Source organism: Bacillus sp. 3103sda1, assembly GCF_024159135.1.
GTDB classification, from domain to species: Bacteria; Bacillota; Bacilli; order Bacillales; family Bacillaceae_G; genus Bacillus_A; species Bacillus_A rhizoplanae.
Window position 1 is genome coordinate 4,533,009 of record NZ_JAMYWS010000001.1, and the last position, 15,499, is coordinate 4,548,507.

Consider the following 15,499-nt stretch of genomic DNA (forward strand, 5'->3'; position numbering starts at 1 on the left):
ATAAAATATTAATTACTACACATACTTAATTAAGTTTATATCACTTCTTGGTATACTTTTAAAAATTGTTCCTTTTCTACATTCCAATTATATTTATTACGAGATTGAAAACAATTCACTTTCATCCTTTCCCTTTCCTCAGGGTGATCTAGTAAATAGTTCACACCTTCCGCAATTGATGCCGGATCATGAGAATCGACACAAACCCCTATATTTTCTTTTTCAACTACACCTTGAATTTCAGGGAAACTGCAAGCAACTACAGGTACACCACTCATCATATATTCAAATAACTTATTGGAAGAAGCAGAATAATGATTAAAACAAACATTATTTAATACTTGAAATCCTAAATAGGCATTTTTTGTATAATGGATTAAGTCCTGCACTGGTACTTTCGGTAAAAACTTTACTCGATCTTCTAATTTCATATCTTGTACCATTTGCTGTAACTCCGGTTTAATACGTCCATCTCCAATAAACACTACAACTCCCCGTTTAAATAGAGGAACTGCCTGTACCAATTTATCAAGACCACGCCCAATTTGAACCCCGCCTTGATATAGAAGAATTGGTTCATTTCGTGAAATATTTAACAATCCATGTAAATCTATTGACTTACTCAATTCAGGGCGCGAAACAAATGGATAGTTATGAATTACTTTTGGATAAAACCCATATAACTCTTCTGTATACTTTGCTCTTGTATGATTTTCCATAATCATGACATCACAAAATTTAATAAAAAACTTCTCCATAATCCCATAAATATTACTGTTATATCCTGTCCTGCTCGTCTGTACTTCATGGGAGTCATAAATTAGCTTTTTTCTTCTCAATATTTTCGCACATATAAATCCTTGTGGTAACGTATTTAAATCGTTCGAGTGGTAGATATCATATTTCTTTTTTAAACCAGCTCGGATCATTCTAAACAAAATTGCCCCTCTTACAAATAAAGTGGTCACCTTTCTCTGCGAAAGTAAAAAAGCTAATAATAGTAAACTAACTGTCACTATAGGAAACTTCCAAATTCCTAACATTACGAAGAGGCCAAATGTAGCAATTGTAGCAATATTTTTCATCGCTATCCTTTTGACACGTTTGGCCAATCCAAATACTTTCTGTAATACTGGAACTCTATTTTTCACACGAGTTACCGTAAAACCTTCTTGACGCTGTTCCCACATAGGAAGATTCTCTTGCTTCCAATCATGGATACAAATTAAATCCACCTCATATCCAGATTCCGCCAAAGCTGTACATTCTCTTAATACACGCGCATCATTTGTGAAATGATTCCATACAAACATGCAAACTTTCTTTTGTAACATCTTTTTCCTCCAGTATTTGCACTAAAGTTTCAATATTCGTTTTCCAACGTAATGTTCGAAACGCATATTGGTATCCATTCTCTCCTAGTTGCTTCCGTAGTTGTTTATCAGATGCCAATTTTATAATGTAGTCTCCTAGCTCAGAAACCGTTCGATTTTCAGCAACAAATCCACAGTTTGCTTCTCCGATCACTTCTTTTGCATACCCATCAACATCAGCAACAATCGGTTTTTTCACACTCATATAATCAATTACTTTTCCTGGAAGAACTTTTTTGAAGACATCTTCCTCCACTAAACTCACATACGTTATATCTGCAGAGGCAACTTCAGCAAGTGTGTCTTCCCGGTTTTTCGGCTTAAGGAATTGAATATTAGCGAGGTTTTTCATTTTCATCATGTCGTAGACAGCATTTTTTTTATAACCATATCCAATAATTTTAAATGTAATATTTTTGTAGTCTTGTAAATACTCTGCCACTGAAATTAATTTTGTAATATCTTGCGCTAATCCAATATTACCTGTATAAATAATGGTTAATTTGTCATCAGTATTTTCTACTGGAATCACAGATAATTCTTTTTCTGTTAGTGAATTAGGCATAAAAGAAATGCGCTTAGGATCAATACCTTTAGAAGTAATATAGGAGAAAAAGCCTTCACTGTTAATAAGAATTTGATCAGCCGTATGATACATCCTGTATTCAAATTTATAAGCAACTTTTAATATCCATCTTTTATTAAAAAAACCTACCCCTATTAAAGATTCCGGCCATAGATCTCGCACATCTAAAATCAACTTTGCTTTCATTTTTTTCTTAGCAAACATACCTGCCACAGCAACAAAAATTGATGGCGTAGAAACAAATACATAGTCATATTTGGCTTTATCTTTACCTATTGCCAGAATGAGCCTAAGGACAACCTCTATGTACAACATTAGCCTTCGAAAAAGGTTTCTTGTATATTTCCGCGTCCTAGGGTGGATACGTACTGTATCCTGCTCTATCGTTTCATCACACCAATAACTTTCATCATTATATAAGTTACGATTTGGATAACTAGGGTCTGAAGTTAATACCGTTATCTCATACCCTTTTTTTTTCAATTCTAAGTATATATTTTTCATCCTGTTCGCAGCACTACCGATTTCTGGATAAAAATTTTGTGTAATCATTAAAATTTTTTTCATATTGAAATAATCTCCACCCACTTATAATGTTAGCAATCATACTAATATTATTAACATAAAAAAGGTAATATTACTAAAAAAAGATTGCAAAAGTAAGATTTTCACATATATAAGGATACTATGAATGATTAGTAAGTGAAATACTTTTTTTACAAATCTATACACAATTATACATTTGCATACTTATAAAACTAAAGAAAATTCTCCTATACAAATATAAAAAACACCTATGCAAAACTGAAATATACATTTAGGTTTTGCATAGGCATTCTTTCATTTTATCTTAATACACGACATGGTAATTTATGAACGCTCTCTAACATAATTCCTGTACCAACAGCAATGTAATGCATTGAGTTTTCAGCAATCCATACTGCATAATGATGTTCTGCTACCTGCTAAAATAACATCGTGGTCAATGATATCTGCGAATAATTCAGACGGTGTACGCTCTAATACATCTTTTGTAATTACCAAATACACTTTCCCTACATTCTATGGTTTTGCTACAAACTAATTCGTCACATACTGCGCCCAAAGCTCATGACCTTTCGTATTTTGGAAACCAAACTCACTTTATAAATATGGTAAGATATCCTTTTTCGATGGATCAAACCGTACTTCGCAATCTTCTTATCCCAATACACCTTACCACTCACAAAAGAAGCAACAAACAACACAAAAATCAAAAGTACGAACCAAACTTTCTTATTCATGCGTTTCATTCCATTAATAATCTTATACTACATAATATTAGTATAAGGGCATAAAAAAATTAAACCCAACTACCGTGAGAGTAGTTGGGTTTAAAAGGTTATTTCTTCGGTAACTCAAGATGTTCTCTTAGTTTATTAGAGATATCTTTACGTGTTTGATCTGTTACAAAATAGTACCAAATACCATCTTCAGCCTTATGACCATCACCAGGAATTTGGATTTCTTCAGTGTTTTGCATGCAGTCTTTGTAATTTTTTTGAATATCAAACATTTGCTCCTGCGTTAAGCTTGTCTTCACATTCTTTTGAATCGCTGCTAACACATCACCATAATTTGCTAGCGACGATACATTTGCACCTTTTTTAATTACAGCTTGGATAACTTGACGCTGACGCATTTGACGACCGAAATCACCTCGAGGATCTTCTTTACGCATACGTGTATATGCTAAAGCTTCATCACCTGTTAAATGAATATTCCCTTTTGCAAAATGCTTACCATCTGATGTGAAATCTAAATCATTATTCACATCTACACCGCCAACAGCATCAACAATATCTTTAAAACCAGCCATATTTACTTCAATGTAATGATCAACTGGAACATCAAGGAAATTTTCAACTGTTTTCACAGCCATATCAACTCCACCAAATGCATACGCATGGTTAATCTTATCTTTCTTCCCTTTACCAATAATTTCTGTATAAGAATCACGTGGAATACTGACAATTTTCATCGACTTTGTCTTTGGATTTAAAGTAAATAACATTAAAGAATCGGAACGGCCAACCTCATCTTCTCGTTGGTCACTACCCATTAGTAGAATAGAAATAGGCTTTTGATCTGCTACATCTATTTTTTCTTCACGCTTATCTGACTTATCACGGTCTAATGGTTTATGAACTGCCTCTAATGTACTCGATACATTGGAATAAATATGATATGCATAAGCTCCTCCTCCAACCACGAGAACACCTATGATACCGAGAATCCAGAATAAAATTTTCTTTTTCATCTCTCTAACCCTCTCTCTATTTATAAACTAATTCTTTATGCTTATATCCACTTGGAAACCGTTTATGCCACAGCCAAGCAGAATGAATCGCCTCGTCAATAGAGCATAACGCTTTCCATCCTAATTCTCTATGAATTTTATTTGCTGATGATACTACTATAGATAAATCAGTTGAACTAGAACTATTATACGATATATTCATCTTTTTACCAGTTATAATTTCGCATTTTTCTATCAATTCCCTGACAGAACATCCAATTTCATTACTTATATTATACCGTTCATTAGTCTTATCATGCTGAAGAAGGCTATGTAAAGCTACTACATGCGCTCTCGCAACATCCATAACATGAAGATACTCTCTTACCAATGTTCCGTCTTCTGTATCATAACTACGATTCACAAAAAAAGGCTGTTCTTCTTGATCTCGTAAATGCAACAAAATTCTCGGTAGAAGATGTGTCTCTTGCTGATGATCTTCACCAATTCCTTCTTCTATATTAGCTCCCACTGCATTATAATAACGCAGCGATATATAATGTAAATCATATGCCTTATAAAAATCTTCTAACACTTGCTCTATCACTAGGCTAGAATTCCCTTGAAAAATAAAAGGATATGGCATATATACTTCCTGTATTTGATCTTTATAAGACATACTTGAAAAAGGTAACTCAGACGAAAAAATAAAATTGTACACTTGGTGCACCAACATTTTTTTTAATAGTAACCGCACCCCCATTACGTCATACGCCGCAACATGTACAACAGCTTCAATACTATAACGTGAAAACACACGATCTAAATCATCAGGATTTCGAAAATCACCTTTTTCAAAAATAGCTCGTTTGTTTACACTCACTCGATGACCTGTCGATAAATCGTCTAATACAACGATACGATGTTGCTGTGAAACAAGCACTTTCACAATATGACTGCCTATGTAACCTGCGCCGCCTATTATTAGTATCATATTTATCACCTTAATAAATAAGCGAAGTCAATAATGACTTCGCTTATCCTCTATTTTAATTACTAATTCAAAAACTTATAAAATAACAGTATAACACTAATTCACTTTTAACCTTAAATACTCTGAATTAGCTCTTTAACCGCTATAGTAATATGGTTTTAATCTTCCTCGGACATTTTAGTATAAAGAAGCAGACTTACTGCTCTTTCATACTTTTCCAATGCATTCAGATAGTCCTCTTTTTGTAAGTATCTCTCTCTAATAAGGTTGAATATGAAAATGTTATAAAACCAGAGGAATGAGGCACGTTTCAGGAGTGAAACGTTCTTACTGTACCTTATAATACTCCACATACCAATCTGCAAACTTCTGCAAGCCCTCTTCTATAGAAGTTTCTGGTTTAAATTCCACAGCTTTGTGCAATAAATCGGTCGATGCATAAGTAGCCGGTACATCTCCTGGCTTAATAGGCTCAAAGATTTTCTCAAACAAAGCTTCCCTACCTAACGCTTTACTTAGCGCTTTTTCCAGAGTTTCTATAAATACCATCAACTTCTCTGGATTGTTGTTTCCGATATTGAATACTTTATGTTGGACATCGTTCACAGGTGGATTACTTAAAAGACGTTCAATTCCTTCAACAATATCGTCTATATAAGTAAAGTCTCGATAAAGGTCATTTTCAAAATCACCATTATTAAATATCTTAATTGGCTCACCAGAAAAATACTTATCGGTAAATCCAAAGTAGGCCATATCCGGGCGACCCATTGGACCATACACTGTAAAGAAACGAAGCCCTGTAGCTGGAATTTTATACAAGTGACTATATGTATGAGCCATCAACTCATTCGACTTCTTAGTAGATGCATAAAGTGACACTGGATGATCTACAAAATCTGTTTCTTCAAAAGGAACCTTTTTATTTGCTCCATAAACAGAACTAGATGACGCATATACAAGATGATCCACCGGATTGTATCTGCATGCTTCAAGAATATTGTAAAAACCAATGATATTACTTTGAATATATACATCTGGATTTTCTATTGAATACCGTACGCCTGCTTGAGCAGCTAGATTTATAACAATATTAGGCTTGTACTCTTCAAATATGTTTGTAATCATTGCCTTATCAGAAATATCACCCTTGATAAAGGTAAACTTCTCATAAGGTTTGAGCTGTTCCAAACGAGCATATTTAAGATTCACATCATAATAATTATTTATATTATCAACACCAATTACTCGGCAGTCCTGATTCAATAACTTCTTAGATAAGAAATATCCAATAAAACCTGCTGCTCCGGTGATAAGATATACTTTACTAGTATCTAGAGATTTGTAATTCAAAATTTTTCGCCTCCTTTAATGCTTCTCTAATTACAGGCTTTCTTCCAACAGAATGATATTCCACTCCTGCTTCTTGCATCTCTTCCACACGATAAATATTTCTTCCGTCATATACTAAAGGCGTTCTCATTAACTTCTTATACATTTCAGGTGTTACTGCTTTCACTTCTCCCCATTCAGTAAAAATAAAGCAGACATTCGCACCTTCTAAAGCTTGCTCAACATTAGCAACATACTTGATATTACCTTTACCATTTTTTCCTTCTGGATGTACTCTAGCAAAATTCTCTGCACCTACTGGATCGTATGCGTAGATATCTGCACCTTTCTCTAATAATAGAGGGACATTCTCAAGAGATGCTGCTTCTCTTAAGTCATCCGTTCCAGGCTTAAAGGTCAATCCTAGTACTGCTACCTTAAGACCATTAAAAGTTATAAGTCTTTGGCTAGCTTTTTTATATAGTAAAGTCTTTTGATCTTTATTCACATCAATAGCAGCCTTTACAGTTTTAAGCTCATAACCATTCTGTCTTGCTAGATACTCCAATGCTTTTGTATCTTTAGGGAAGCATGATCCACCAAAACCAATACCAGCATTTAAAAACTTACTTCCGATACGTTCATCAAAACTCATACCTCTCGCAACATCCTGAACATCTGCACCGACAAGTTCGCAAAGGTTAGCGATATCATTCATGTAAGAGATTTTAAGAGCAAGGAAATCATTAGATGCATACTTAATCATCTCGGCAGATCGTCTATTTACTGAAACGATAGGTAAATGAAATGGCTCATAGATCTTCATCAGCATCTCTTCAGCCCATTTACTTTCTGTACCAATAATAATTCTTTCTGCATATAACGTATCGTGGACAGCAGAACCTTGTGCCAGAAATTCTGGATTCGATGCTACTTTTACTTTTACATTATTCACTAAAAAATCACGGATAAACTGTTCAACTTTATCATTCGTTCCAACCGGAACTGTAGATTTTACAACGACAAGACAGTCCTTTTCTATCGTTTCAGCAATTTGCCTTGCAACGGTTGCTATATATGAAAGATTTGCTGAACCATCCGGCAGTTCAGGAGTCCCAACACCTATAAAGATTGCATCCGCGTCCTTGTAAGCTGATTTATAATCTGTAGTATAATTTATTCTTCCAGCATTATAATTCTTCTGCATTAACTCTTCTAAATCTGCCTCATAGATCGGAGAAACCCCAGACTTCATTAAGTTCACTTTTTTCTCATCAATATCTACACAAGTCACTTGATGACCAACTTCAGCAAAACAAACACCAGCTACTAAACCTACGTAGCCTGTTCCTGCTACTGCTATTTTGTACATAGCCTTCACCTTCCAATTCAAGCCTTTTATTGTAAAATATAGTCCACTGTAATGTGTTTAGTTCTATATAAAAAGTATTAATTAATAATTTTCATTTTTCTTTTTAGTTATCTCTCAATCTACCATAAGGTAATTATTATATACAACGCCTACTCTAATTAACTTTAAGAAGAAGATTAGATTTACGGCATACATTATTTTTCTCATTATTCATTTTAACATTGCTACTCTTCTCCTAATTAACGTCTTTGTTAGGATTAGCTAAAATAGTATTTACCTATTGCACTGAAACTTATTTTTTATCTTCTTAATTTGATATACTAAAGCTGTGGTCAAAATAAATTCAGAAAGCAATGTTGCATAAGCAACGCCATATGCACCCCAAATATAACCTAATAATATATTGGATAAAATTATTACTAATGCACTTATTCTAAAAGCTGTACTATATTCTTTCTGATGACCACTTGCAACTAAATTTTGAATACCAAGAAAATTGTTAAGTATACTTAGAAAGAACCAACAGACTAAAGGAATCATAAGTAAAGAGTATGTTGAATACTGCTCTCCATATACTAAACTAACTATTAAATTAGAAAATAATATTAATAAAAAACTAATTACAGCAACAATGGGAATAACAATTTTTGAAATTTTCCACACACTTCTAATTCCATTTTCGAAAGAAATTGAAAATTGTTGGCTCACCCGAGGGAAAATTGCTTGACTAATCGGCGTAAAAAACATAATCATCATATAAGGAATTTTTTGAATTGCTGAATATACTCCAATTGTACTGTTGCTACTATTAGAGAAACCGAGTACCGTAATTCCAATTCCACTAAATATTACTGACATAGCAGAGGTTGTAAATGTATGCCATCCCTCTCTAAGTTCAATAAAAATATCATTTATAGTAATCCTCGTAAATCTAATTTTTAATTTATACCTTGTGATTAGTGCACTAAAGACACCATTTAATAAGGATGTAACTGCATAAAGTGCACTGTATAAATAAACCTGATTAGAGTTTTTTATTAACGCGAAAATCAAAATTAAGGATATAATCCTCGATACTACATTTATAATAGTAATAAATTTCATAACCTGTAATCCCTGGAATAGCCATATTTGTTGTATTGCAGTTCCAATTACCATGGTATATAAAATTAAAATAGTAAAAAATTGTTTTTTGTCTAAATTAAGTACCAGAGAAATAGAAACCATTACTATAAAAGAAATCAAACATAGTAATATTTTTGTGATTGTAATGCTAGTAAAAATTTTGGACTGTTCTTCTCTTTGTGAAGTTAATGCTATTTTTCTTGAACCAGACAAATTGAATCCATACTCGACAATTACTTGAAAATAAGTTACAAAAGTTAATGAAAACGAAAAAACACCAAACTGCGAGCTACCCAAAACCCTAGTTACATATGGTAATGTTAGCAAAGGTATTAAAGTATTGAAAAGCTGTAATACATAAAGCCAAACACCATTTATAAAAATTTTATTTTTTAGTAATGAACTGATGTTAGAAATCATTTTAACCTCTCTATTTTTTAAAAACTTTATAAATTCAAATAGAATTTAAACATCAACTAATAGTTGTAAATAGTCTTTTAGTATAAAGTAAAAAACGTATAGGATAAAAGTTATACAAATAACAAATCCTCTCAAATTAACAACAGAGAATTGTTTCGAATGGAAAAGTATGAAAAATAAGATGACATTTCCAAGCTTCTTCATTAGAAATACTACCTATTAAAGTCATTTAATTGGCTAAAGAAGAATAGAATGAATTATTTTAACTTACAACTCCACACGAATTAAGAACCATACAGACCTAATTTTAATACAAAAATAATTTAGCAGTATACTAAAGGACATTCAGGCATTTAAATGAAACAAGAAGGAACCTGTATCATCGTTCGAATCTTCCGCCAACATATTTGATTTGAAAATTAAACACTGAAAAACAAGAACGGTCTCAACAACGTACCAGTTCAGTATAATACTTAAATACTACTTAATGATTAAAGCGAGTTTTCTTATTATACAAGAAGTATATTTATGATCTTCAGCTTAATTACATCTCACAAAAAGAGAAGCAGCACGATGCCAACTGTAAGAGAAAACCAATTACATTGATTAAACTTATTAGTTTATACTTTAAAATAGTAAAATTTTATTTAAAGTCCGGCACGTTTAGTATAAAGGTATTTAACCAGTTTCTTACTTATTAAGAAACTGGTTAAATACCATTTCATTATACTAGATGATGAAACATATCCCCTGCACGTTGTCTATACCCTACTTTTAACTATTTACACTCCTTTTAGCCCATGATGAAAAAGCACTTAGAGGGGCTAAAATAATATATGCCATCAAGGCATCCATACTTTGAGTTAGAAGTCCAACAATTAGTAATAAATAAAGGGCCTTTCTAGGAACACTTTTAGACCTATCTGCCCAACGGCAAGCAAATATTAAAATAAAAACTGTAACTACAATACCAAGAAAAACGCCGAAATTTGCAACGCTCATTTCATATAAAGAGGGAGTCATACCTCCAGGTATATCTAGTTCTGATGACGTTCCATATAATTCTGAAGTTAAATACCTATAATGTGGATAGGGTTTTGAAGGCCATATAGTTCTAGGTACCAACATAAATATAGTTGAAATAAAAGTTTCTCCTCTATAGTCCAATATTGGCTCATCTACTATAAGTTCTCTATATAAAACAAATTTTGTAACGTCATCTCTACCAAAATCTATCCTATATGACATGTACATTGAATCAAAAGAGCTTGTTGCTACAGGTTTAATATACAGTGAGTATATAGAATTAAATATCAACAAAGCTAAAACTACGAATATAAATACTCCCTTAATTGGTATTCTTTTATATTTCACTCTTATGCTGTTTAGCAAGAAAAACAAAAACATAACTAATATTGTAACAACAATATATCTCTTACCATCTATCCACATTATTGAAAATGCATATAAAAAGAGGATTAAATAGTCACCTCTTTTTACTTTTTTACAAAAAAACAGACAGCAAAATGCAAACATACTTATAAAAACTAAAACTGTATTTAACTGATAAAATGAACTAGTTAAACCACGAGTATTATATGTTCCGTAAATAAAATACTTTGTTAAATTACCGGTAATTAAAATATGCATATAAGGCAAAAGTATTACCAAGGGCAATACTTTGTTATTGAATATAATCGAGTTATTGCGACTATATATATTAGTTTCCTTTACATTATGCCTTTTTATATATATGTAAAGGCAAAAAATTGAAATTAATATATATATCGAATAAACTAGTCTAACTAAATCATTACCTAGTGCCAACTCAAAGTTAAAGTACCATGAAGTATATTTAGGTACCCCTATAGTATGATCCAAAAGAACCGGAAGACAATTAAAAATATATATGACAATCATTACATAATCTGCTATTGTATTAGATTTATAACTGAGTATCCTATTTAAAGATTTAAAGAAAAGTGTAGAAGAAATAACAATGAGAATCCAATCCATTATATTTGCCATTTTGCACAACCTTAATTTTAACTATTAACACTTAGTAATATTTCGTTCATATTAGATACATTATCTGTACTTTCAAAAAACCTTTCAGCATTGTATTTATACCTTTCATAATCATTTTCAATTTTTTTTAAAGCATCAATTATAGATTTTTTATCTGAAAAGTTTACACATTCACCAGCTAAAGATGCTCCAATTGTACTTGTTAATCCAGGTACATTACTTCCTAAAACAGGGATACCAAAACCAGTATATTCATAAATCTTATTAGGTGCACAAAATAAATTATTCAGTGAGGAGTCATCGTAATTTGCTACTCCTATTTGTGCATAACTAGTAATTTGTAGATGTAAAGGAGCTGGAAAATACCCTAAATAAATAGAATTACTATAGATTTCCTTTACTTTTTTTGCTCCATCATAAAATGATTTCCCCATTAAAACAAGCGTATAGTCAGATTTCATTTCATCTAGCGCTTCTGCTAATACAGCTAAATCTCTGTCAGCAGCAATTATTCCCTGATATAAAATGACCTTCTTATCACGTATTTTTGATATTGCTGCTTCCAACTCTAATGTAGTTGGTGTTTGTTTTAATACCCTGGGATGGGAATAAGGCTTATTAGGTAATACATATGGCTGTTGTTTTAAATTCCACCATGTTTTCATTATTTTTGCCCTAGTTTCTTCACAAGCAATAACAGCAGAAGCATTTCCAATTATCCTTTTTAATCCAAATCGATAAAAAGGATATTTATCATATAATTCTAGTATACTTAGAATATAAGACATCTTTTTGTATTTACCTTTGAGTGCTATGGCACCATCCGCAGTTCCTAACCATAGAATTGTATTTTCATCTTTGTGTTTTTTTATTATCTCCCAAGCTTTATACCTAAATTTCAGATAGCTACTAACTTTTCCTAGATAGCGAAATGGGATTCGCTTATTCCCAACTACAATACATTTAATTTTTCTCTTTTTCAATTCATTTAATAAATGTTGGTCGCACTCCCCACAAACAACGGTGACATCTACGCCGAAATCATTTAGTAGTAATATTTGAGAAACACATGGTGGATACATATGTAGAGCCTCTTTTACTACATATATTACTTTTTTATAATTCATTACTAATTCCACCCTTAAAATCTAAAATAAACTCTTGATAGAAAGTTTTCCGTTTAATATCCAGCTTATCGTAATCATATTCCTTTGCTTTTTCAAAACTTCGTATAGCCTCTTTGTACATTGATTTTTTATCCATTTTCTTCAGCTTTTCACATATTTCTTTGACCGACCCATTAGAAAATATAAACTGTTCATTTAGCAGTTCGGGTATGCCCCCAGTAGTGGATCCAATAGATGGACAGCCTCTGCTCATTGCTTCTACTAATGCTCTTGGCAATCCTTCCTGTTTACTTGGTTGAATATATATATCTATGTTATCTAGATATTCAAACACTTTTTTATGTGACATTGAACCTAAGAGTTTGACTTTATCAGATACCCCGTGTTTCTTTGCAATTGATTTTAAAAAACTATTGTCTCCCCCGCCAACAATATGGTATTCAAAGTTGTATCCTTGTTTATTAAGAAGTGAAATAGCTTCAATAACATATTGTTGTCCTTTATATTTTACATTAACAGCAGCTGTTGTTCCCAAAATAATTGGATTACTTTTACTAACATTATTAATTTTCTTTAATCGTTTTTCCAAAATGTTATGATTTAATTGTGGTAATGCTACATCAGAACAACCCATATTTATTCCTCTAGTAGGATACCTTCTTTGTAAAAATTCATTTGTTACATATATAACATTAGGTGCATTTTTAACATGATTTCTAGTTGCCAGAAACATATAAGGAGCAATAATTTTACCTTTAAAGCTATGATTCCAATAAGCATCCCATGGGCATGCCACTACTTCTATTAGATATGATTTTTTACTCTTTTTAGAAAGTGAAATAGCTAATGACCCTATCGAACTAGGTAACCTCGCAATCAATGAATCACAACTTTCAATTTCCTTTTCAATAATTTTTTTAGCTTCAAAAAACTTTGAATAACTTTTAATAGATTTAAAATTTGGTATCTCTACAAATTTAACTCTTTCAGTTGAAGCTAGTGTTAGTTTATCATCTAAAATGTCTATTTCTTTGTGTCTACTAATTACAGTGACTTCCTCGAAAACCTCAGTATATCGCTCTAACACTTCTTTAGAGAGGCCACCTGTACTGTAAAAATTGTCTTTATATTTATAAAATATATGGTCATGAGCAAATAACAGCTTCATAGTTTATTCCTTCCCATAATTTTTTTTGCAGGAACGCCACCAACAATTGTATTACTCTTTACTTCTTTTTTAACAACTGCTCCTGCAGCAATGATGCTACCAGAACGAATTATGCTGCCTCCCAATACTCTACTCCCTGCTCCTATCCAAACGTTATTTTCAATAATAGTCTCTTTGAATTCACAACCTTGGTCTTTAATGTTTTTTTCTAAATCTGAATATATATGTTCTTCAGACAGAATTGTACTGTTATGTGCTATAGAAACATCGTCACCTATTTTAATTCCTCCGGAGGCATCAATATAACAAAGTGGATGAATGCTAACATTATCTCCCACTTCTAAATTATGAATTCGGTGTAAATAAACATTTGAAAAAATCGCAACGTTTTCCCCGCAGCTTTTAGCACAGTTTTTTAGACAAATATATCTGATTAACATAGCTATATAATTATCATGGCTCCTTGTTAGTTTCAGTAACCTTAAGTAAAAAACCGGAGGCAAAATTTTTGATACTTTAACCAAAAGATTTATCAATAAAGTATATTTTTTTATTATTTCTCTTTTTCTTGTCATGAGAAACTCCTTTAATTTGAACCTATCAAATTTAATATATCGCTTCTATCTCATTCATATAAGCATTTACAACAATATCCCTGCTAAATTCCCTTTCAACTTTCATTCTACCCGCTACCCCCATTTGCTTTTTTGTTTCATAATCTAAATTAATAAATCTTTCTATTTTTTCAATAAGATCTCTACTATTCTCCTGCTCTACAATATATCCATTGATTGTATCATCTACAATCTCTCGACATCCGCTTCTATTTGTGGTAATAACCGGTCTCCCAGAAGCAGCACTTTCTAAAAGTACATTTGACATTCCTTCGGGATAATACGTAGGATGAATTGTACAGTGAGAGAACTTGTGAAACTCTCTAACATCATTTTGCATTCCATGATATTGAATAATGCCACTATCCTGCATTTCTTTTAACTTACTTTCGTAAGACCCTTCACAAAAACCTAAGATATGAAAAGCTGTGTTTGGATGCCTTTCTTTGATATATTTAGCGGCATCTAAATACTGATCAATACCTTTTTCTTTCATTACACGAGCAATGAATAAAAAATTTACCATTGTATCTGATGGATAATCTAATAGAGAGTAATGATTAAGGTTAACTCCAGATCCTGGTATTAATCTATGATTGTCCCTAACAATCTTTTGGTTTATAAAAAACTTTCTATTTTCCTCATTCTGGAAAAAAACAAAATTCACTTCTTTTAAAGCTAACTTGTATAAAAACAAAGTAACCTTTTGCAATAATCCACCATTTTCAACTGCGGTTCCCAGTCCCGTAATGTTAGCTATATAAGGAACACCACTCATTTTACAAGCCAGACCACCATAAACATTAGGTTTTATTGTATACGTTAAAACCACATCAGGTTTAACTTCCTTAATAATTTTTTTGTAATTCATCAACAGCTTTAAATCAGTTATTGGATTCGTGCCTCGTCTACTAATCGGTGTATCAATAAATTTACACCCTAGCTCTTCTAACCGAGGTATAAATTCACCATAAGGAAGTGATACGTAAACTTTATACTCTTTAACTAGTTCTTGTATAAGTTCTTTTCTAAATTTATATAAACCAACATCATTATTTGCTAATATTAGAACTTTTTTCATT

At 32.1% G+C, this 15,499-nt stretch carries 12 protein-coding genes and 2 pseudogenes; all 14 read right to left on the minus strand.

Features of this window, described 5'->3' with window-relative positions; translation table 11 throughout:
* Window positions 1-35: 35 nt before the first annotated feature.
* On the minus strand, window positions 36-1,334 hold the full coding sequence (locus NKR74_RS22740; RefSeq protein WP_253630930.1) for a glycosyltransferase: 1,299 nt from the start codon (window positions 1,332-1,334) through the stop codon (window positions 36-38).
* Window positions 1,285-2,526 carry a glycosyltransferase family 4 protein gene (locus NKR74_RS22745; protein WP_253630931.1) on the minus strand — a complete coding sequence of 414 codons (1,242 nt, stop codon included), beginning with the start codon at window positions 2,524-2,526 and terminating at the stop codon, window positions 1,285-1,287. The genes NKR74_RS22740 and NKR74_RS22745 overlap by 50 nt, the downstream gene beginning before the upstream one ends.
* Before the next feature lie 278 nt (window positions 2,527-2,804).
* Window positions 2,805-3,009: pseudogene (locus NKR74_RS22750) on the minus strand (rod shape-determining protein); the annotation flags it as partial.
* Between the two features lie 140 nt (window positions 3,010-3,149).
* Window positions 3,150-3,242 (minus strand): annotated as a pseudogene (locus NKR74_RS24230) (SGNH/GDSL hydrolase family protein); the annotation flags it as partial.
* A gap of 98 nt (window positions 3,243-3,340) precedes the next feature.
* Window positions 3,341-4,258 carry a polyisoprenyl-teichoic acid--peptidoglycan teichoic acid transferase TagU gene (tagU, locus tag NKR74_RS22760; protein ID WP_253630932.1) on the minus strand — a complete coding sequence of 306 codons (918 nt, stop codon included), beginning with the start codon at window positions 4,256-4,258 and terminating at the stop codon, window positions 3,341-3,343.
* A 16-nt stretch (window positions 4,259-4,274) separates the two neighbouring features.
* A complete protein-coding gene (locus tag NKR74_RS22765) occupies window positions 4,275-5,231 on the minus strand; it encodes an NAD-dependent epimerase/dehydratase family protein (RefSeq protein WP_253630933.1) in 957 nt (318 codons plus the stop codon).
* A 327-nt stretch (window positions 5,232-5,558) separates the two neighbouring features.
* On the minus strand, window positions 5,559-6,584 hold the full coding sequence (locus NKR74_RS22770) for a GDP-mannose 4,6-dehydratase (RefSeq protein ID WP_253630934.1): 1,026 nt from the start codon (window positions 6,582-6,584) through the stop codon (window positions 5,559-5,561).
* Entirely contained in the window at window positions 6,559-7,935 is a 1,377-nt protein-coding gene (locus tag NKR74_RS22775) for a UDP-glucose dehydrogenase family protein (RefSeq protein WP_253630935.1), read from the minus strand. The genes NKR74_RS22770 and NKR74_RS22775 overlap by 26 nt, the downstream gene beginning before the upstream one ends.
* A 273-nt stretch (window positions 7,936-8,208) precedes the next feature.
* On the minus strand, window positions 8,209-9,480 hold the full coding sequence (locus NKR74_RS22780) for a flippase (RefSeq protein ID WP_253630936.1): 1,272 nt from the start codon (window positions 9,478-9,480) through the stop codon (window positions 8,209-8,211).
* A 774-nt stretch (window positions 9,481-10,254) separates the two neighbouring features.
* Complete coding sequence (locus NKR74_RS22785) at window positions 10,255-11,508, minus strand: hypothetical protein (protein ID WP_253630937.1); 1,254 nt, start codon at window positions 11,506-11,508, stop codon at window positions 10,255-10,257.
* A 17-nt stretch (window positions 11,509-11,525) separates the two neighbouring features.
* Window positions 11,526-12,635 carry a glycosyltransferase family protein gene (locus NKR74_RS22790; protein ID WP_253630938.1) on the minus strand — a complete coding sequence of 370 codons (1,110 nt, stop codon included), beginning with the start codon at window positions 12,633-12,635 and terminating at the stop codon, window positions 11,526-11,528.
* Window positions 12,625-13,803: a glycosyltransferase gene (locus NKR74_RS22795; protein ID WP_253630939.1), complete on the minus strand. Its 1,179-nt coding sequence runs from the start codon at window positions 13,801-13,803 to the stop codon at window positions 12,625-12,627. Before NKR74_RS22795 ends, NKR74_RS22790 begins: the two co-directional genes overlap by 11 nt.
* Window positions 13,800-14,378: an acyltransferase gene (locus NKR74_RS22800; RefSeq protein ID WP_253630940.1), complete on the minus strand. Its 579-nt coding sequence runs from the start codon at window positions 14,376-14,378 to the stop codon at window positions 13,800-13,802. Before NKR74_RS22800 ends, NKR74_RS22795 begins: the two co-directional genes overlap by 4 nt.
* A 31-nt stretch (window positions 14,379-14,409) precedes the next feature.
* Entirely contained in the window at window positions 14,410-15,498 is a 1,089-nt protein-coding gene (locus tag NKR74_RS22805) for a glycosyltransferase family 4 protein (RefSeq protein WP_253630941.1), read from the minus strand.
* Between the last annotated feature and the right edge of the window lies 1 nt (window position 15,499).

Coding starts and splice junctions, on each gene's coding strand:
- NKR74_RS22800 (WP_253630940.1), bottom strand. CDS start 14,378: ATGACAAGAAAAAGAGAAATAATAAAAAAATATACTTTATTGATAAAT.
- NKR74_RS22780 (WP_253630936.1), bottom strand. CDS start 9,480: ATGATTTCTAACATCAGTTCATTACTAAAAAATAAAATTTTTATAAAT.
- NKR74_RS22740 (WP_253630930.1), bottom strand. CDS start 1,334: ATGTTACAAAAGAAAGTTTGCATGTTTGTATGGAATCATTTCACAAAT.
- NKR74_RS22790 (WP_253630938.1), bottom strand. CDS start 12,635: ATGAATTATAAAAAAGTAATATATGTAGTAAAAGAGGCTCTACATATG.
- NKR74_RS22775 (WP_253630935.1), bottom strand. CDS start 7,935: ATGTACAAAATAGCAGTAGCAGGAACAGGCTACGTAGGTTTAGTAGCT.
- NKR74_RS22805 (WP_253630941.1), bottom strand. CDS start 15,498: ATGAAAAAAGTTCTAATATTAGCAAATAATGATGTTGGTTTATATAAA.
- NKR74_RS22745 (WP_253630931.1), bottom strand. CDS start 2,526: ATGAAAAAAATTTTAATGATTACACAAAATTTTTATCCAGAAATCGGT.
- NKR74_RS22765 (WP_253630933.1), bottom strand. CDS start 5,231: ATGATACTAATAATAGGCGGCGCAGGTTACATAGGCAGTCATATTGTG.
- NKR74_RS22785 (WP_253630937.1), bottom strand. CDS start 11,508: ATGGCAAATATAATGGATTGGATTCTCATTGTTATTTCTTCTACACTT.
- NKR74_RS22795 (WP_253630939.1), bottom strand. CDS start 13,803: ATGAAGCTGTTATTTGCTCATGACCATATATTTTATAAATATAAAGAC.
- tagU (WP_253630932.1), bottom strand. CDS start 4,258: ATGAAAAAGAAAATTTTATTCTGGATTCTCGGTATCATAGGTGTTCTC.